Annotated in this window: 12 protein-coding genes; 4 read left to right on the top strand and 8 right to left on the bottom strand. The window is 65.3% G+C overall.

Features of this window, described 5'->3' with window-relative positions; all coding sequences use genetic code 11:
• On the top strand, nucleotides 1–1675 hold a 1675-nt coding region (xdhB, locus tag RMO57_RS15540; RefSeq protein ID WP_310388150.1), incomplete at its 5' end, for a xanthine dehydrogenase molybdopterin binding subunit.
• A 16-nt stretch (nucleotides 1676–1691) separates the two neighbouring features.
• Nucleotides 1692–2330: an NAD-dependent dehydratase gene (locus RMO57_RS15535; RefSeq protein ID WP_310388147.1), complete on the top strand. Its 639-nt coding sequence runs from the start codon at nucleotides 1692–1694 to the stop codon at nucleotides 2328–2330.
• A 38-nt stretch (nucleotides 2331–2368) separates the two neighbouring features.
• Here the strand turns inward: RMO57_RS15535 and RMO57_RS15530 are convergent, their stop codons facing one another.
• Genes RMO57_RS15530 through RMO57_RS15520 form a run of 3 tightly spaced genes read right to left on the bottom strand, consistent with a single transcriptional unit; the run spans nucleotide 2369 to nucleotide 5735 of the window.
• Entirely contained in the window at nucleotides 2369–3535 is a 1167-nt protein-coding gene (locus tag RMO57_RS15530) for an FAD-dependent oxidoreductase (RefSeq protein WP_310388146.1), read from the bottom strand.
• A gap of 53 nt (nucleotides 3536–3588) precedes the next feature.
• On the bottom strand, nucleotides 3589–5352 hold the full coding sequence (locus RMO57_RS15525) for a M56 family metallopeptidase (protein WP_310388144.1): 1764 nt from the start codon (nucleotides 5350–5352) through the stop codon (nucleotides 3589–3591).
• The gene (locus RMO57_RS15520) at nucleotides 5349–5735 is read right to left on the bottom strand and encodes a BlaI/MecI/CopY family transcriptional regulator (protein WP_310388142.1); all 387 of its coding nucleotides are present in this window, start codon (nucleotides 5733–5735) and stop codon (nucleotides 5349–5351) included. Before RMO57_RS15520 ends, RMO57_RS15525 begins: the two co-directional genes overlap by 4 nt.
• Before the next feature lie 167 nt (nucleotides 5736–5902).
• Here RMO57_RS15520 and RMO57_RS15515 point away from each other — a divergent pair, with 167 nt between their 5' ends.
• Both RMO57_RS15515 and RMO57_RS15510 read left to right on the top strand, forming a co-directional pair.
• Nucleotides 5903–6205 (top strand): hypothetical protein, encoded by a 303-nt coding sequence (locus tag RMO57_RS15515; protein WP_310388140.1) that lies wholly within the window; start codon nucleotides 5903–5905, stop codon nucleotides 6203–6205.
• Nucleotides 6206–6380: 175 nt separating this feature from the next.
• Nucleotides 6381–7616 carry a C1 family peptidase gene (locus tag RMO57_RS15510; RefSeq protein WP_310388139.1) on the top strand — a complete coding sequence of 412 codons (1236 nt, stop codon included), beginning with the start codon at nucleotides 6381–6383 and terminating at the stop codon, nucleotides 7614–7616.
• 226 nt (nucleotides 7617–7842) lie between these two features.
• Here RMO57_RS15510 and RMO57_RS15505 read toward each other — a convergent pair whose 3' ends face one another.
• From RMO57_RS15505 to RMO57_RS15485, 5 genes are all read right to left on the bottom strand, one after another.
• On the bottom strand, nucleotides 7843–8673 hold the full coding sequence (locus tag RMO57_RS15505) for an HDOD domain-containing protein (RefSeq protein WP_310388138.1): 831 nt from the start codon (nucleotides 8671–8673) through the stop codon (nucleotides 7843–7845).
• A gap of 142 nt (nucleotides 8674–8815) precedes the next feature.
• Nucleotides 8816–9520, bottom strand: coding sequence for a Crp/Fnr family transcriptional regulator (locus RMO57_RS15500; protein ID WP_310388136.1), 705 nt, complete (start codon nucleotides 9518–9520; stop codon nucleotides 8816–8818).
• A gap of 217 nt (nucleotides 9521–9737) precedes the next feature.
• A complete protein-coding gene (locus tag RMO57_RS15495; protein WP_310388134.1) occupies nucleotides 9738–10922 on the bottom strand; it encodes a urate hydroxylase PuuD in 1185 nt (394 codons plus the stop codon).
• A gap of 123 nt (nucleotides 10923–11045) precedes the next feature.
• A complete protein-coding gene (locus RMO57_RS15490) occupies nucleotides 11046–16973 on the bottom strand; it encodes a CHAT domain-containing protein (protein ID WP_310388131.1) in 5928 nt (1975 codons plus the stop codon).
• Between the two features lie 21 nt (nucleotides 16974–16994).
• On the bottom strand, nucleotides 16995–17924 hold the full coding sequence (locus RMO57_RS15485) for a caspase family protein (RefSeq protein WP_310388129.1): 930 nt from the start codon (nucleotides 17922–17924) through the stop codon (nucleotides 16995–16997).
• Between the last annotated feature and the right edge of the window lie 94 nt (nucleotides 17925–18018).

Genomic DNA, 18018 nt, shown 5'->3' with positions numbered 1-18018 from the left:
GGTCGCCCATGCCTTGGGCTTTGCCGCGCATCAGGTGCAGGTGCAGTGCCGACGCATGGGGGGCGGCTTCGGCGGCAAGGAGTCGCAGTCGGCGCTGTTCGCCTGCGTGGCGGCGATTGCGGCACAGAAATTGCGCCGGCCGGTCAAGCTGCGGCTGGACCGCGATGATGACTTCATGATCACTGGCCGCCGCCACGGTTTTGATTACCGCTGGGATGTGGGGTTTGACGAGACGGGAATGATCCTCGGTGCCGAGGTCGACTTGATCTCCAACTGCGGCCATTCGGCCGACTTGTCGGCGCCGGTGATGGCGCGCGCGCTGTGCCATTTCGACAATGCCTACTTCTTGCCTCATGTGGCGCTGCACGGCTTTTGCGCGCGCACCCACACGCAGAGCAATACCGCGTTTCGTGGCTTCGGCGGGCCGCAGGGTGCCCTGGCCGTTGAGATGATTCTGGACTCGGTCGCCCGGCGCCTCGGTCTGGACCCGCTGTTGGTGCGCCAGCGCAATTTCTATGCGGACGAAGGCGGCCGCAACATCACGCCGTACGGCCAGCAGGTCGAGGACAACATCCTGGCCGCGCTGACCGACCAGCTGGTGGACAGCAGCGACTATCACGCCCGCCGCGAGTCAATCGCCCGCTACAACGCCAGCAGCCCGGTGCTCAAAAAAGGCCTGGCGCTGACACCGCTGAAATTCGGCATCAGCTTCAATGTCGTGCACTTGAACCAGGCCGGTGCCTTGGTGCACGTCTATACCGATGGCTCGGTGCTGGTCAACCATGGCGGCACCGAGATGGGCCAAGGGCTGAACACCAAGGTCGCGCAAGTCGTCGCGCAGGAACTGGGCATTCCCCTGAGCAGCGTGCGCTGCAGCGCCACCGATACGCAGAAGATCGCCAACACTTCGGCGACGGCCGCCTCCACCGGCAGCGATCTCAATGGCAAGGCGGCGCAAGACGCGGCACGCAAGATCAAGCAAAGGCTGGGCCTGTTGGCGGCGCAGCTGTTTGCTTGTGAGGCCGAGGCCGTGCAGTTCGTCAACGGGCGGGTCAGCGCCGGTGAACAGTCACTGAGTTTCGCGGAGCTCGTGCACAAGGCCTATATGCAGCGCGTGCAGCTTTGGAGCGACGGCTTTTACACCACGCCTGGCCTGCACTGGGACCGCGCCAAGCTGCAGGGCAAGCCGTTTTATTACTTTGCATACGGCGCGGCGGTGGCCGAGGTCCTGGTCGACACGCTAACGGGTGAAAGCCGCGTCACCCGCGCCGATGTGCTGCACGATGTCGGCAAGTCATTGAACCCAGCCTTGGACATCGGCCAGATCGAGGGCGCCTTTGTGCAGGGCATGGGCTGGCTGACCACCGAGGAACTACGCTGGCACCCGCAAACCGGTGCCCTGCTGACCCATGCACCCAGCACCTACAAGATCCCCACCGCCAACGACAGCCCGCCGGACTTCCGCGTTAGCTTGTTCGACCAGCCGAATGCCGCCGACAGCATTCACCGCTCGAAAGCTGTCGGCGAGCCGCCGCTGCTGCTGCCGTTTTCGGTGCTGTTGGCGATCAAGGATGCGGTGGCATCGACCGGCCCGGTCGGCTGCGACCCGCATTTACTGGCGCCAGCGACCGCCGAGGCAGTCTTGACGGCGCTGCAGCGACTGGGCGTGGACTGAACACACGAGAAGGCCTATGAAAAAACTGATACTCGTCGGCGCAAGCGGTTTGGTGGGGCGCCACGTGTTGGCGCAGGCGCTGATGCATCCCGCCGTCAACGCCGTGGTGGCGCCCTCAAGAAAGGCCTTGCCGGCGCACCCCAAGCTGGTGGTTCCGAGGGTGGATTTCGACCGGCTACCCGAGGATGCCGGCTGGTGGCGGGCCGATGCCGTCATTTGCACGTTGGGCACGACGATGAAGATCGCGGGCTCGCAGGAGGCGTTTCGGCGCGTCGATCATGACTATCCGCTGCTCGTCGCGCAGCTCGCACTTAAGGCCGGCACGCCGGTCTATGCACTCAACTCGGCGCTGGGGGCCGACCCCCGGTCGCGCTTTTTCTACAACCGGGTGAAGGGGGAGTTGGAGCAAGATCTCGCCCAGTTGGGTTTCGCCTCGCTCACCTGCGTTCGACCCGGCCTGATTGCCGGTGCTCGCGACGACGCTCGTGCCGGCGAGCGGGCGCTGCTCAGTGCACTGAACTGGCTTGGCCCCGTTCTGCCTCGGCGCTGGCGGCCCAATCCCGCCGAACGCATTGCCGCCGCGCTGCTCCAGGCCGCACTTGAAGCCAAACCGGGCATGCATGTGGTGATGGCCGAGCAATTGATGAGCAATTGATGAGCATTTGAGCTGAGCGCCAAGCACGGCCGTCCAAGTCACTTGAACAGTGCCGCCAGCCGCTCCACCGCCGCCACCGAATGCGCGCGGTCGATGCGGGTGTCCCCGTTACCGAAGTCTCGCTCGCCCTGCGCCTGCACCAGCACGCCGTCGCGGCGCGGCAGCATGAAGAGGTTGTGGCCCCGGTAGATCAACGCGTAGTCGACCTCGATTTGCGGCAGCAGCCGCGCCGTTTGCCCTCGTACCGGGATGATGGAGTTGTCGCCCAACAGCGCCCGCGCACCATAGCCGGTGCAGTTGACGATGGTGCGTTCGCGCAAGCTCCCGAATTGCCTTGGGTGCTCGAACACCTCATGCACGATCTCGCCGCCGGCACGCAAGAAGTCATCCATCAAGAGCCGCTGGTAGCTGGAGATATTGAAACTCATCTGGGTGAAGCGCTTGGCATGGTCGACGCGAAACGGATGCTCGCCGGGCCTCAAGAGCACAGACTTGGGCCGGAGATCGTCCAGCTGCGCGATCAGATCGGGGTAGTCAGGCTCGTCATGCCCGCCATGTGCAGACGCAGCGAGGTCTTGGTCGAACGGGATGTCCGACAAGAGATAGCCATCACGCCATTCGACCGCCTGCTCCGCCAAACCGAGCAGGCTTTGATAGGTCTTGAAGGAGCTGCGCGCCATCCATTCCCAACGCCGTGTCCAAGCCGAAGTCGCGTATTCGGTCGTGCAGATGCGCGAGTCCGGCGACCACATACCGGTGGCGGCCGCCGAAGCCACTTCGGGCGGTTGCTGCTTGCAGTAGATGCGCACCTTCAGGCCATTCAGTTGCGCGACGCGTGCCGTGGTCAGGCCGATGGCGCCGCAGCCGATCACGGCAATCTGCTTGTGCCCGCCCGCCTGTATCAGCGTGAGGGCCAATCTGGCCGAGCCCCAGGACAGCGACCAGCCGCTGCCGCCGTGGCCGTAATGGTGGACGAGGTGCTTGCCGTAGCGCTGCTCCGACTCGATGCGCGGGCCTTGGGCGCGAAACGGCCGCAGGCAGACATTGATATCCATGATGCGGTCGACGCTGGCGCGCAGCGGCGCCAGCGGCCGGGGCGGCGCAAACGCACCCAGCGCTGTCAGGTCAGGTGTTTGCGCATGGCTGCACTTGGGCAAATTGGCGAGCGCGGCTGTGCCCGCGCCCAAGAAAAGGCGACGTTGCATAAGATTCTCCATGGGGGTGATGGGGGCCAGGCCTGGCCCGGCGCGGGGCTTGCCTAGCTGCTGGGCGGCCGGTCAAGCCTGGCACGAATATGGCCGACGTCAAGCTGGCGACGGGCGACATCATCGGCATCCAAGAGCACCAGCGTGAACTGTTTACCGCCCGCCTTGAGGCGCATGGTCACGCAGCTGCCGGCCTCGCGGGTGTAGCCGGTTTTGGAAAGCTGAATGTCCCAAACGTCGGCGCCGACAAGCTGATTGGTGTTGCGCACGGCACGCGCCCGCCCATCGACCGGCACCTGGCTGCTGCGCTCACTGCTGATGCGCGCAATTTCGGGGTAACGGGCGGCGGCGGCAGCGATCTTGGCCACCTCGGCGGCGGTGGAGACATTGCCGGGCGCAACGCCGGCCGGGTCGATAAAAGCGGTTTGGCTTAGACCCAGGCTTTGCGCCTTGGCCTGCATGGCGCGCACAAAGGCGGGCGTACCGCCGGAGTAGTTGCGCGCCAAGGCCGCGGCAGCCCGGTTGTCGGACGGTATCAAGATCAGCTCAAGCGCACTCAGCCGGCTCATTTGCGCGCCGGGCTTAAGCCGCGCCGCGCTGCCGACACCCGGGCTCACATCGGCGGCTGCGATGCGCAGCGTCGCCTGCAGATCGGGCTGGGCATCCAGCACCACCATGGCCGTCATCAGCTTGGTGATGGAGGCGATGGGCACCACAGCAAAGGCGTCCTTGGCCAACAAGACCTGGCCGCTGCTATCGTCAAGAATCAGCGCATGGCGGGCATTGAGCGGCAGCTGCAGCAGTTGCGCTGCGGAGGGCATGGTGGCAGGAGCCATTGCCGCCTTCGCTGTTGCGGCGTCGGCATTGGCTGCGCTGTTGTGCGCCTGCGTCCACAAGCTGGCACTGGCCAGCGCCAAGGCGGGCAGCGCCATTTTCCAACTGCCAGCTTGGGCAGGGGGCGCCAGCAGCCGCTCCAATCGCCGCAGCAGTTTGCCGCCGCCGGCTGCCATCGCCAGCCTTGGGGCGGGGCGACCGTCCTGCTGCAAGGACAGCTGGTGCAAAGCCATCGCCATGCGGCGCGGATCGCCCAAGGCCTGGGCGGCCAACTCGTCTGCGATTTCTTCGCGGGCATCGCGCATCTGGCTGGACAAACACCACACCACCGGGTGGAAGAAGAGCAGCGACTCGACCAAGCTCTGTAGCAAATTGGCCAGGTAGTCCCAGCGCCGCACATGGGCCAACTCATGTGCCAGCAAGGCCTCCAGCAGGTGCGGCGGCATGCCGCTGAGCAAGCCGGCGGGCAACAGCACCAGCGGGCGCAGGCAGCCGACGGTGATGGGGCTGTTCAGATCCGGCAACAGGCCCAGCATGACGCGGCCCCGAACCCCCAAGCTCAGCGCCAACGCGTCCAAGCGCAGCTGCCATGCCGCCGGAGCGGGTGTGTGGCGGCGGCGCAGCACGCTCACCCAAGCGAGGCCCGCAGCCAAACGCAGCGCCATCAGGCTGACGCCAAAACTCCAGGCCACGACCAGCGCCGGGCTGTGCGCGGCCAGCGCCTGCAGCCAGTCCGGCTGCTGCTCCGGCATGGGCGGCATGGCCGGCGGCGCACCCAGCAGCCAAGCCAACTGTGCCAGCGGCAGGGCCAGGCAAGCCAGCAGGGCCCAGGCGCAAATGGCATAGCGCACACGCGGCTTGGCCTTGTCTGACAAGGCCAGCGCTGCGCCGGCCAGCAGGCCGATGAGCAGGCCCTGCCAGACGAAGTTCAGCAAGGCCCAGCCCAATGCCGGTACCAGCGCCGCCATAGAAAAGGCGCTCATGGGGTCTCGTCCTTGCCGCCCAAGAGTTTTTGAATGTCGGCCCGCTCCTTGGCGCTGACATGCCCCTTCAGCGCCGCCAACACCAGCGCCTTGCCCGAGCCGGCAAAGGCCTTGGCGATCAGATCCTTGAGTAAATGCGTTTGCAATTTGGCCTGCTTTTGGGCCGGGGCATAGCGCTGCGGGCGCTGGCTTTCGTCCCGCGTCAGCAGGCCCTTGGCATACATCAGCTGCAGCTGCCGCAAGACGGTGGCATAGGTGGCGTCGGGGCGCTCGGTCAACAACGCCTCATGAACCTGCTTGGCGTCGGCGGGGCCAAGGCGCCAAAGCACGCTCAATAGATCAAGCTCGGCGGCGGTGGGATGGGGGACGGAGGGCTGCGACATGAATCTAGTATATATGTTCTAGAACAAATATTCTGAGTCGATTCAATATACTCCACGCGCTGGGGCGGGCCCATCGACGCTACCCCCTACTTCGTCGAGCCCCGGCCCTTGACTGGGCGCAGCTGCGGGCAGTTAAATTACCACCCCTCATTCATTTAAGGAGGGACATGATGGCGGAAATCGATCTTCGCAACGTACCAGGGTGGACGGCCGAGCATGTGGCCCGACTGGCGAAATCCTGGATCAGCACAGCCGACCAAGTGGTGGCGGTCAGCGTCACCAGCGGTGGACTTCAGTCACTCGCCGATCAACTCGGCGTCACTGCGGAAGTAGCCCAGCAGTTGGTGCATCAGGCGCGAGCGGCGTTGTCGCCCGAGGCGCGGATGGAAATGGGCAAGCGGTTCGACTCTGACGCCCGCGGAATGGGCGCCAGGGGTCCCGGAAAGGAGGATGGCAACACGCCGCGCTAGGACGTTTTTTTCGCCTGTGCGTTACCCCAAGCCGCTGCAAGCGGCGCCCGTCTGAACAAGGGTAATGCTGCGGACGGCCCGTGACCTTCAACGCACAACCGGCTGGCGGGCTCGGTTGCGTTCATCTAGCTTGGGTTTCCGCATCAAGTCGGCAGCCTGAGAACAGGAGATTGCTATGCCTGCAAATGACTATGACGACTTGGCCAACCAGGCCAGCGGCTTTTCCGGATTTGGTGGCCACCTGCTGGCCGACCCCGAAGGGGACGGCGTCGCGGCGAGCCTTGGCAGCGAGGGCCAGGCGCTGGTGTCGACGCTGCTGTCGCTCGGCATCGAAGACGCCGAACAGGTGGTGGCCGTGGCGGCCATCCCCGCGGTACGCGGCGAATTGCAGCAGGTGCTGGGGCTGAAGGACAAGGCCTTCCAGAACTTCCTCGACAACGTCCAGGCGATGTTGCCGGCCACGCGCGCCGCCGAGCTCAGCACGCCCAAACCCAAGGACCTGGGGCTGGGGGTGCGTGCGCCGACGCCCGAGATGTTGAGCGCGGCCGAGGCCTCGGCAATAGAGGTCGTCGAACGCTCGGAAACGGTGGAATTGCCTGGGCTCGTCAACCTCGTCGGGTTCTTCCAGCCGATCCGCAACCAAGGCCCACGCGGCACCTGCGTCAGCTTCACATTGACTGCGCTTAACGAGTACATCGAGCGCCGCCGCGGCATCCAGCGCAACCTCTCCGAGCAGCACCTGTACTACGAGACCAAGCTGATCGACGGCGCAGCGGCGTCTTGCGGCACCTGGCAGGCCAAAGCCCGCCTTCCGCTGGCCAGCCGGGGGCAGTGCCGCGAGGTCGTCTGGGCGTACCGCAATGCCTTGCCCTGCAACAACCACGGCGCGCGACCTGCTGGGGCACGACCCGATGGCCTGACCAACCGCCTGGCCACGCTGGCGGTGCCAACTCGCAATGTGTTGGCCTACAAGACCCACATGTCCAAGCAGCGGCCAATCGGGCTGTCGATCCCGGTCTACAACAGCTGGTATCAGTCAGCGGCCACCCGCCAGACCGGGCGCATCACGATGCGCATCGGCAACGAAGCGGCGGTCGGTGGCCATGCCGTGCTGCTGGTGGGCTACGTCGACACGCCAGCCAGCCCAGGCGGCGGCTACTTCATTGTTCGCAACAGCTGGGGCACAGCCTCGTTCGGATCGGCCAACCCGTTTGGCGCCGGCTACGGCACCATTCCCTACCAGTACATCACCAACGATGCCTGGGAGGCCTTCACGGCTGTCGTTCCGGGCATCAATAGCGTGGAGGACACGGACGAAGCCGAGGATGTGACCGACGACGACACCACCACCGGCACCAGCGTGACCATCGATGTCGGACCGAACATCAAGATCACGATTCAAAGCCGTTGAGCTGCCAACAAGGCGGCAACAGCAGCGGCCTGCTGACCGGCTAGGCCGCCCTGCTGAGCAGCTAGGAGCCTGGGCGGCAGAAGGACCGGCGGCTCCGAATCGACCGCAGCGGTCCATTTTGCACCGTCTTTTTGCCCCATAGCGGGGCTTTGCGGCTGCAAATCCGGCACAAACTGTCCTCGCTGGGGCCGCTTCTCGCTGTCGCCGCCTTCTGCCGCCCAGGCTCCTAGTGCAGCAGTTGCTCCACATCGCCGGCCACATCGCCGGCGGCAACGATCTTGGCCTCCAGATAGGCCAAGTCCAGATGCAGATGCCCGACCAGCTCCGGCACCGCCACCATCAAGGCTTGCGCCGGATTGACGTGATGCTCGGCCGCGTCGGCCAAGACCTCGGCCAGATGCAACACCGCCGCCATCAGCGAGAAGGGGCGACTCTCCATCGGCGTGTTGGCGTCCTTGAAGGCCTCGACCATGGTGGCCGGAAAATGCCAATGCGCGGCCAACGACGCGGTCACATCGGCATGAGTGCAGCCAAAGCGGTGCTCTTCGAGAGAGAACCGGCTACCCGGCTCGGCCGCGTTGGCTTCCACGTCGGCGACCATGGCCGGCTCCTCCATCGCCATCATCAACTGGCCGGTGCGCAGCATCAGGCCGGCCAGATAGCTGGTGTCGGCGTCCACACGCAGCATCTGGCTGAGGATGCGGGCATAGGCGGCGGTGGTGATGCTGTGGCGCCAAAACAAGGCCCGGTCCAGCCCCTTGACGACCGGAAAGGCGCCTGAAATGCAAGCGGCCAGCGACAGATTGCGCAAGGTATCCAGCCCCAGCGCGCCGGCGGCATCGTTCAGGCTGGAGATCTGGTGCGAGGGGCTGTAGCGGGCCGAATTGGCCAAGCGCAACACCTTGGCCGACAAGGTGGAGTCTTTGCCGATCAGCTCGGCGATGGCATTCAAGCTGATATTGTCATCGTCGAAGCTGCGAATCAGTCGGCTCGCGACCTCGGGCATCGTCGGCAAAGCATTGTTGTTCTTGAAAAATTTTTCGGCTGCAGCGCTCACATGGGTCTCCTCTGGCGCAGGCCACCACAGCGGAGGCCTCGTCCGCTGCAGTCTAAGCGGCGGAAGCGCTAGTTTGCAGCGGAGAAAGCCCGGAAAAGTATCGAAATTCGCTGCTCAAAGACAGGCGGGCTGGGCCATAAGTTCAGCCACTTGCCAAGTTCTGCAGGGCCGCCAAGTTCAGCAGCTTGATCGAGTAGCCCTTCACTTCAATCAGGCCCGCACTCATCAGCTGACGCAGCAGGCGCGACAAGGTTTCGGGCGTGATCGCCAGCTGCGCCGCCAACTCGCGCTTGCGCTCCTTCATCGCCACGTTATCGCCCTGCACCGGGCTGCGCTGCAGCAACCATGTGGCCAGGCGCTTTTGCGCGTCTTTGGACATCAGGTCATGGGTGGTGCCGGTCAGGCTTTGCACGGTCTGGGCCAAACCCAGCAGCAGCCGTTCGCGCATATCCGGGAAGCGGGCGAGCAGCACGCGTATGCCGTCCAACGACAGATCCAGCACCGAGGCCGGCTGCATCACGCGGGCATCTTGCGCATGCCCTGCCCCCACCCAGGCACTGCTCAGATCCAACCAGGCGGGCCCGTGCACGCAGCGCTCCAGCTGGAACTGCTGATCCGCGCCGGCGGAACCCAGGCCGACCACGCCGCTCAGCACCGCCACCAAATGCGTTGCTGCCTGTCCGCGCGCGAACACCGCCGCACCGACCGGTAGCTGGCGGCTTTGCGAGATTGGAGCCAACGCATGCAACTCAAGCTCACTGAGCCGAGGCGAACCCAATACGCTGTCCAGCGCCGAAGGGCTGATGGCGGGCGGACGGGATTGAGTCAAGCGCGCGGGCGCTGTCATGCTTGCAGTTTCCACGGTGCTGGGTTCCGAAAGGCGGCGAATGAGAGGCAATGTCATACAAGCCTCTCTTTCTGTCTTTGCGAAAGATCAAACCGGCGACAACAGGCCGCAGGCGATGGTCAGGCGCTTGCGCGAGCGCAAAGCGTTAGCTTAAAGCGCTCACGCGGCAAGACCGCGTCACTGACTCAGCAGCGCAAGGGCTCGCGCGGGCTGTCCATCATGGCTTGGCGCCGGCCTCGAACCAACGCCCCAGCAGCGCACGCTCGGCCTCGGTGATGGCGGTGGCGTTGTTCAGCGGCATCAGTTTTTGCACCACGGCCTGCTGATAAATCAGCTGGGCGTTTTGAGCTATCAGGGCGGGCGTGTGCAGCTGCATGCCCTTCTGCGCAAGATCGGCGTTATGGCACAGCACGCAGCGCTGTGTGATGACGGCCTGCACCTCGGCAAAACTTGGCGGCCGAGTCGATGTGGCCGTGAGCGCGGCCGCGGGCGTGGGCGCCATCCAAACGATCAAACCAGCCAGCAGCGCCAGCGCCGCCGCAATCAAGCCCCAAGCGTTGACGCCCTTGTGGCGCTTGACGAAATAGAACCGCACCAGCACGCCCACCGCCATCAACACGATCAGCACCAGCCAGTTCTGCGCATGGCCATACAGCATGCCGTAATGGTTGCTGAGCATGGCGATCAAGACCGGCAGGGTGAAGAAGGTGTTGTGAACGCTGCGCTGCTTGCCACGCTGGCCATGGACCGGGTCGACGGCGCGGCCGGCGCGCATATCAGCGATCACCTGCTTCTGGCCCGGGATGATCCAGACCAGCACATTGGCGCTCATCATCGTTGCCAGCATCGCGCCAACGATTAAAAAAGCAGCGCGGCCGGCGAACCACTGGCAGGCGGCCCAAGTCGCCACCGCGACGAAGATGGCGATCAGGCCTAGCGCCAAGGCATCGTTGCGGATGCGGCGGCAAATCTGGTCATACACCAACCAACCCGCCGCCAGGAAACCCAGGGCCGCCATGATCGCCGCCGATGGCGCCCAGGCATGGACCCTGGCATCGATCAAATAGGTATTCGGGTTGAACAGATACAGCGTCACAAAAAGCGCAAAGCCGCTGATCCAGGTCCAGTAACTTTCCCAGTAAAACCAATGCAGATGCTGGGGCAGATTGGGCGGCGCCAACAGGTACTTCTGCGGGTTGTAAAAGCCGCCGCCGTGGACGGCCCAGAGCTCGCCGCTGACGCCCTTGGCGCGCAGATCGGCGGCCTCGGGGGGCAGCAGATGGTTATCCAGCCAGACAAAGTAGAACGAGGCGCCGATCCAGGCGATACCGACAATCAGGTGCAGCCAACGCAGCAGCAGGGCGGCCCAGTCAAGCAGATAGGGCAGAGAGGCGAGATCCATGAAAGTCTCAATTCAAGCATCGATGCCTCTCACCACAGGCGGGCGCTGTGAGCTGCGGACAAGTCGCGTCATTGAGTGCCGCTGCGACAGAGCAATAAAGTGTAGCGAGCTTTGCGGCCCTGATCAGCGCCGCCGGCGCGCCTTGGGTCCGCCGCCGCCGGGAGGAGGAGGGCCAGGCCGGTCGGTGCGTGCGGTATGGCCGGGCAGGATGCTTTGCGCCAGCGCGATCAACAGATCGGCGGTGCGGATCAGGTTCACATCCCGGTGCTGGGCCAGGGCCAGCGCATCGGCAAAGCGGGACAGGCGCTCGATCCGGTCGACCATCGCATCCAACTGCAAGGGCCGCACGGTCACGCAGCGCAAGGCCACGGCATAGCTGGCCGCCAGTTCATCAAACCAACGCCGCCCCTCCTCGTCGGGGCAACCCAGCTTGCCGTCGATCATGCGCTCGACCAACAAGGCTTCGGGCTGTATCAACAAATCCCAGGGGCTGGGCTGAATGGCAAAGTTATGCGCCGCACTGAGCCGGCATTGCTGCGCCAACTCGATCGCCGCGCCCTTGTCCGCCGGGCTGTGCCAGTCGGTCAAGCCGTCCAGGGCCAAGCGATAGAGCGCATGACAGGGGCTGAACTGATCCGACCCCGGCTGGCCCTCGCCAGCCCGGTAGGCCTCGACACCTTGTTGCAAGCAATGCGCCATCGCCTGCGCGGCGGCATCGCCGGCCTGCTCATCCAGCAAGCCGCTGAGTAGACGCCGGGCCTGCAAATTGGCCTTGCGCTGCCAAGCCGCGCCGCGCAAGGCGGTGCGCTCGCTGTGCATTGAGGTGGCGAACGCCGGCGTGGCGTCGCTTGCACCGGCGCCGTCAGCCACCAAGGCGTCCAGCCCGTCAAGCCGGCGCAAGGCCAAATCGATCAAGGCCTCGCCGGCCAGCACTTGCTGCTGCGCTTTCGGATCGCCGCTCAAGGCCTTGCCGAGTGCCTCAAGCGCACGCGCCTCGCCCAAGCGCGACTCGACATCGACCAACTTCTCCAAGCCCGCAATCGGCACGCCGCCGATTCGGTCCACCGCCTGCGCCGCACTCAGAAAGGCCGCGCGGGCTTTCTCCCACTGGCCCAAATCAAACCAGGTTTTGCCCAACGCGTATTGCAGCTGCGGGTTCTGCTGCCAGCCGGGCGGGCAGCGGCGGGTGAGCGCGTCGGCCACATGGTCCACCTGCACCTGCAGCTCGCGTGAGCCCAGGTACTCGCCGCGGCGCGCCAGATCGGAGCGCAGGCTGGCCAGCTCATCCAGCATCTCATCCGGCGACACATAGCGGCTGGCCGGCCCGCCCCCAGTGGCGCCCTCGGCCGCCGGTTCGGCCAGCCAGATCGGGTCACCATAGGCCTGGAACGCGCCCCAGGTGATGTCCTCGGGGTGGGCGCGCCAGACTTCCTTGCGGGCACTGAAGACGGCTTCGCCAAAGGGCTGGCGGCGCAGCAAGAGCTGCTCGTAAAAAACCTCGCCGAAGCGCCGCGCCGATTCGTCATTGACCGCCCAACCGGCCACCACCACGCAACGCACGCCGATGGCAATCATCTCGCGGGCCACGCTGGCGGCCAGCTTATTGCTGCCGGGGCCGCGGCCCTCAGAGTCGACTTGCCCCAGGTGGCAGCAATTCAGGAACACCAACTCGGGCACCGTCTCCATCGCCATGATCTCGGCCGCCGTGATCAGCAAGCCGTCGGACAGCAGCACGCCGCTGCGGTGGCGACCATCGGCGTGGAGCAACTCGAACACGCCATGGGCGGAGATATGCAGCATGCGCCAGGGCTTGGCGTAGAGCTTGGCCAGCACGTCGCTGGCTTTGTTGCCGTATTCCTCACCACGCCCGATGACCGCCTCCACCTCATAGCCCATGCCGCTGAGCAGCTCCTGACAGGCCTCACCTTCGGCCTGCGCGCCCGGCAGATCGGGCGGCGCCTGGGTGGCCTGCCCATTCAAATAGGGGAAGCCTTTGGAGAAACCGGCCACCGAGGGGTTGGCGATGACCAGCGCGCGGCGCGCCACGCCTTGATGCACGCTGGCGCGGAAGGCCTGCGCCGACAACTGCCGCACCACCGCCGTGCGCAGCGCCAGCGGCTGCTTTTCCTCGGACGGCCGGTCGGGGTCGTCGGCCAGCATCAGCTCCCATGGCAGATTGGCGGTGTAGGCATCGACCACCAGGACCACGCGGTCGAGCTGACGCGCCGCGTCCTTGAAGTCATGCGGCACCATCAGCTGAAACAGCATGCGGCCGAAGTCCTCATTCCAGATCGGATTGGCGATCTGTTGCGCCACCATCTGCTCGATCAAACCGGGTTGGCGCTGCAAGGCCACCGACTCGGCGCGCGCGCGCTGGCCGACGAAGACAAAGCGCAGTTTGTCGGCAAGCGGCGCCGCCCCGCTCACCTGCGCGGCCGCATTCTGGGCCTCGCTGCGCTCGGCGTCGGTGATGATCAGCCGCGGCCAGTAACTGGAATTGCCATCGTCATAAAGCCGCTGCCTGAAGCCCTCGCCTTGGCTCAGTTCGCCCTGGCACAGCAGGGCCGTGCCTTGCTTCTCGGCCTGCGCTGCCAACAGTGCGCTCAAGTTTCGCAGCGCGTAGGTGGCGCTGATTGCGGTGTCAAGATAGAGCTCGATGATGTCGAGCCGGGCGATGCGGATGTTCAGGCGCGTGGCAGCGAAGAAGCGCGCATTCGCTTCCATCACGCCGCGCACCAAGGCCTCGACCGAGGCCGCCACAGTCAGATTGGCCGAGGAGTTATAGCCCAGCAGCAGACTGGCCAGCGGCACCTCGCGGTCGGCCTTGCCCAGCACATCAATCACCTGTAGCAGATAGCGCAGCGCGCCGGTGCGCACCGCATCGGTCAGGTCAGCGGGGCTCAAGGCGCGGTCGTAAGAACCCAGGCCGGTGACGACGGCGCCACTCAGCTGGCCCATCTGCCGCTCAAAATCGCCGCGCACCCGCAGCACCACGGTGGCCGACCCGCGCGCACCGGCATACAGGCCCAGGCTGTAGCGTTCGCTCAACTCCTTGTTCAGCAATTCGCGGTCGATCAAGGCCTCGGCGCCGGCGATAGGGTCGCGCTCGTAATGACCGACCATGATGGGATCGGCCACGAAGCGCAGGTCCATCGCCTTGACCGCCACCTCCAGCCGCCGCTGTGTGCGCGCCGGCACCCGGTTGCGGGAGGAGCTGCCCATCAAGCCGCGCAGCAGCGCGTCCGGATCATCGGCGCTGGGCGGGCCGGCGTCGTAGGTGACCGGCTGCGCATGTTCGATCGCCCGCGTCGCCGGCGCTTGCGTGCTCAGCCCGGCGGTGGCGCCGGAGTTCAACAGCTCGGTCAAGGCGCTGAAATAGGCGCTGGTCGAGAGCAGATCCCCATGGGCTGCGGGCAGGTAATAAAAGCGCCCGATGCCGGCGATGCGCCCGGAGTCCCAGCTCACCGTGCCGTCGCCGCGCGTGGTGCCGACCATCTTCAGGCGCGCGTTGGCGCCCTGCCCAACCTCACGCAGACCGCAAGGCGTGTTGGGGGCCTGGCCGAAGATATAGACACTTTTGGCCTCGTAAGCTGCCGGCAACGCCGGCTTCTGCAAGCCGTCTTGCGCCCATAGCCAGCTGGCCGAGTCCAACACCGCTTGGGCCGGCGTGCCGGTACGCCGGTCGCCAAACCAGAAGTCGCGCAATTTGCTCTTCAGCTCAACCCATGTCTCGGCCTGCTGGTAGGCGTAGCTGCCACCACCCTCCGGCTGGCCCTGGAAGGTGTCGACAAAACCAGGTTTGGGCAATAACTGCAAGGCCCCACGGAAACCGGCGATGATGTCCAGCACCTCCTGCATATCGTGGGTGACATCAAGCCGCACCAGCGTGCGCAAGGTTTCGCCCTTGCCGATCAGGTTCTCCACCATCGAATGTGCGCCCTGGTTGGGCGTGCCCAACATGATCAGGCGGGCGCCGTCGCGGGCCATCAATTGGTCAATGATGGCGCGGCGCTTGTGGATACAGGCGCGCACCACCAAGCCGCCCATGCTGTGCGCCAGCAGGCGGATCGGCTGTTCCGTCTGGTGCATCAGCCGGGCCAGGAATTCACCCAGGCGCTCGGCCAACACATCCAAGGGCTGGCGCCAGTCATAGGGGAAGGGCTCGACCCGGTGGCTGTCGGCCAAGTGCTTGCAAACCCGCCCGTAGAACATCGCGAACAGCTCATCGGCCTCGACACCGGGGCGCGCGTATTCGATCTTGCTCAGGCCGCCGGTGGCAATATCGCCCGGATCGAACCAGACGCGGTCCTTGGCTCCGGCCTGCAAGTGCGAGCCCATCACGCCGGGCAGCACCACCACAATGGGTCGGTCGGCGGCGCCGGCACTGCGGCTGGCGCCGGCCGCCGCCAAGGCAGCCTCGTAGTCGGCCGGGTCCGGCAAGGCCCGGAAGCTGCTCAAGTCATTGGGCTCGGCCACCAGCAGCCAGTCGCGCAGCGCGCTGCGGGTGTCGCTATTGACGAAGTAACGGAAATGCGAAACATCGGCGCCGCGATCGAACAACACCCGCGCGGCCGACTTGGGCGCGATGCCGGCCAGCATCGCCGTGGTATTGACGACCAGGTGGTTGTCGTCGCTATCAAACAGCAGGAAGTCGGTCAGCATGACGCCCAACCTGAGCAGCAGATTGCCGCCCTGGATGTCGCCCGCAATGATGGACATCGCCGTGCCCGGCCGCACCGGCGCGTCATGCAGCAGGCGCGCCATCGGTGAGTCGGGCAGCATCGCCTCGATGCCGGGCACCAGATGCGCGTTGCATCGATTTTTGGCGATCTCGATCACCACCCGCTTGAAGGCCGAGTACAGCGGATTGCCGAAGAAGAACGGCACCGTGCCGATCAGCGTCAGCAGGCCGGACAGGAACACATCGAAGTTCCCGCTGGCCAGCTTGGTGCCGTTGGCGGGGCTGGCGGCGCGCACATAGCGCTGCACCACAATCTTGCGCTCGCGCAGCAGAGCGGCCAGCGTGCGCAGCTGCAGGCGCTGCTCGGCGTGGGCGTCTTTCAGCTCCTGGATGACACGCTCGGCTTCCTTCGCGTCGGCGTCGCCGGTGCCTTCGAATGCAAAGGCATAGCCGTCAATCAAGGCATCAAAGTCGCCCAGGCACAAGAGGTCAGCCACCAAGCCGCCGCGCGAATGCGAGACCAGGCAGATTTGCGCGCCGACGGGCAAGGCGCGGACCAAATCAATCGCGTTCTCGATCGGGCTTTGCGACAGCGTGCGGTGCTCAAAGCCGTAAATGCCGCCGCTGAACTTGGCCTGCAGCGCGCCCCACAAATCACGGTCGCCGCTGCGCAGCTCGCCAAAGCTGCCCAGGGTGCTGGAGCCGGTGCCATGCACAAAGACCAACAGCGGGCCGACCGGCGGATTGCTGTCGAAGCCGCAGGGCTCCAGATCCTGCGGTTTGCCCGTGGCCGAGACCCAGCGGTACAGGCCCGGCACTTGCGCGAGCTGCTTCTCGATCGCCCACATCAAGGCCTTGGTGCCGGCCCAAGTCACCCCCAACTCGGCCTTGTTCTTCAGCTGACTCAAGGCCAGCTCGATGATGGCGTCCGGCACCTTGCCGACGGCGAAAGAGTAGACCTTGCCGATCAGCCCACCGACCGCCGCGCCCAGGCCGCGGCCGGGTGCGGCGCCCTGGGCACGCAAGGCCTCTAGCAGGATGGCACCGTCCTCGCCAATCAGTTCAGGGTGGGTTTGCAGCAGGGTTTCGCGCAGGCGCCCGGCACTGGTGATCAGCGTGCTGCCGTCGGCCAGCTCCAGCACCAAAACCTCATTGGCCGCCGCCGCATGGCTTTGCGACACCAGCGCGACGTCCGCACTGCGCGCGGCCGGGCTCAGATCAAACGCGCTCAGCGGCTCAAGATAGCCGTCGGGCAAGAAGGCGTCGTCGCGCCGATCGGCCGCGCGGGCCGCCGGAGTCAGCAGCGGCGGCAAGCGGGGATGCTCGGCCGAGCGACCATTGAGTTTGATCGCGATGCTGTGCTCGGCCATCTTGTTCTCCCGCTAAGTTGATTAAACCGTGAACGGCGTTTGTGCCACGAAGGCCGCCGTCGCCGCGCTGCTACCGAGCACAAACAGGTTGGGCGACTGCGTTGGCGGCAGTCCGGCGCGGATGCGGGCATGGAAGCTGGCGTAGCTTCCTTTGAAGCTGCCGTTGGTCCATATTTTGAGCAGTTGGCCTGTGAACGCACCGTTATGGGCGCCGTCCATCGAGGTCTGATTGTCCTGGCAGCCCGAGATCAACAGCACGGCCGGCTTGAACGCACCGACCAGCGCCACCGCATGCGAGGCCGCGCCAACCAGGGCCAGCGCCGCATCGGGGTCAACGACTGCCTTGGCGGTTTCTCTCAGCACATCGACCTGCAGTTGGTCGTAAAAGTCCTTGTGTTCGGCATAGACGCGCCGAGCCACTTCAACCGGCATCAGCTTGACGCGCTGGCCGGGTGGCGGCGGCGGCGGCGCAATGTCCCGCGTGACCGAGCCGCTGTGGCAGCTGTCTGACAACACCAGTACGCGCACGCCGGTGGCAAAGCGGCTCAACTCCAGGTACAGCTCATCGTCGATCAGCTGGCCGTCAAACAAGCACCAGGTTTCGTCCTGCTGGTCGGGCTCGTCGCCATTGATATCACCGACCTGACCGCCATGGCCGGAATAAGTCAGCAGAAAAAAATCACCGGCCTTCAAGGCTTTGGCGGCGGCGCGCATATGGCTCAAGACCGCCGCGCGCGTGCCCTTCTTGGTCAGCAGCACGGTCGGCTTGATGCCTTTGGTCTTGGCCAGCGCGGCCATGTCATTGGCATCAAACTCGCAAGCGGCAAGCGGGCCGTCCCAGCCCCCGTAGGCCGCCGGGCTGACGGCATTCAAGCCGATATGAAGTGACAAGCCCTTGGGCTTGGTCGCAGCAACCTTGAGCGCTGGGGCGGATGTGATCTTGCTGGCCATGATGCGATTCTCCTGTTGCCGCCCCCATGGCGGCAGCCCCGGATCTTCTATGCGCAAGGTCAAACACGATACCCCTAGCTTGAAGCTGGTTTCG

Source organism: Roseateles sp. (assembly GCF_031397715.1).
In the GTDB taxonomy this organism is placed as follows: domain Bacteria; phylum Pseudomonadota; class Gammaproteobacteria; order Burkholderiales; family Burkholderiaceae_C; genus Paucibacter_A.
This window is presented reverse-complemented; position numbering and strand designations above follow the sequence as displayed.

Bases quoted from the DNA above. Each gene is read 5' to 3' on its own strand.
- RMO57_RS15515 (WP_310388140.1), top strand. From the start codon at position 5,903: ATGATGGCGGAAATCGATCTTCGCAACGTACCAGGGTGGACGGCCGAG.
- RMO57_RS15485 (WP_310388129.1), bottom strand. From the start codon at position 17,924: ATGGCCAGCAAGATCACATCCGCCCCAGCGCTCAAGGTTGCTGCGACC.
- RMO57_RS15530 (WP_310388146.1), bottom strand. From the start codon at position 3,535: ATGCAACGTCGCCTTTTCTTGGGCGCGGGCACAGCCGCGCTCGCCAAT.
- RMO57_RS15495 (WP_310388134.1), bottom strand. From the start codon at position 10,922: ATGGATCTCGCCTCTCTGCCCTATCTGCTTGACTGGGCCGCCCTGCTG.
- RMO57_RS15525 (WP_310388144.1), bottom strand. From the start codon at position 5,352: ATGAGCGCCTTTTCTATGGCGGCGCTGGTACCGGCATTGGGCTGGGCC.
- RMO57_RS15510 (WP_310388139.1), top strand. From the start codon at position 6,381: ATGCCTGCAAATGACTATGACGACTTGGCCAACCAGGCCAGCGGCTTT.
- RMO57_RS15490 (WP_310388131.1), bottom strand. From the start codon at position 16,973: ATGGCCGAGCACAGCATCGCGATCAAACTCAATGGTCGCTCGGCCGAG.
- RMO57_RS15500 (WP_310388136.1), bottom strand. From the start codon at position 9,520: ATGACAGCGCCCGCGCGCTTGACTCAATCCCGTCCGCCCGCCATCAGC.
- RMO57_RS15535 (WP_310388147.1), top strand. From the start codon at position 1,692: ATGAAAAAACTGATACTCGTCGGCGCAAGCGGTTTGGTGGGGCGCCAC.
- RMO57_RS15520 (WP_310388142.1), bottom strand. From the start codon at position 5,735: ATGTCGCAGCCCTCCGTCCCCCATCCCACCGCCGCCGAGCTTGATCTA.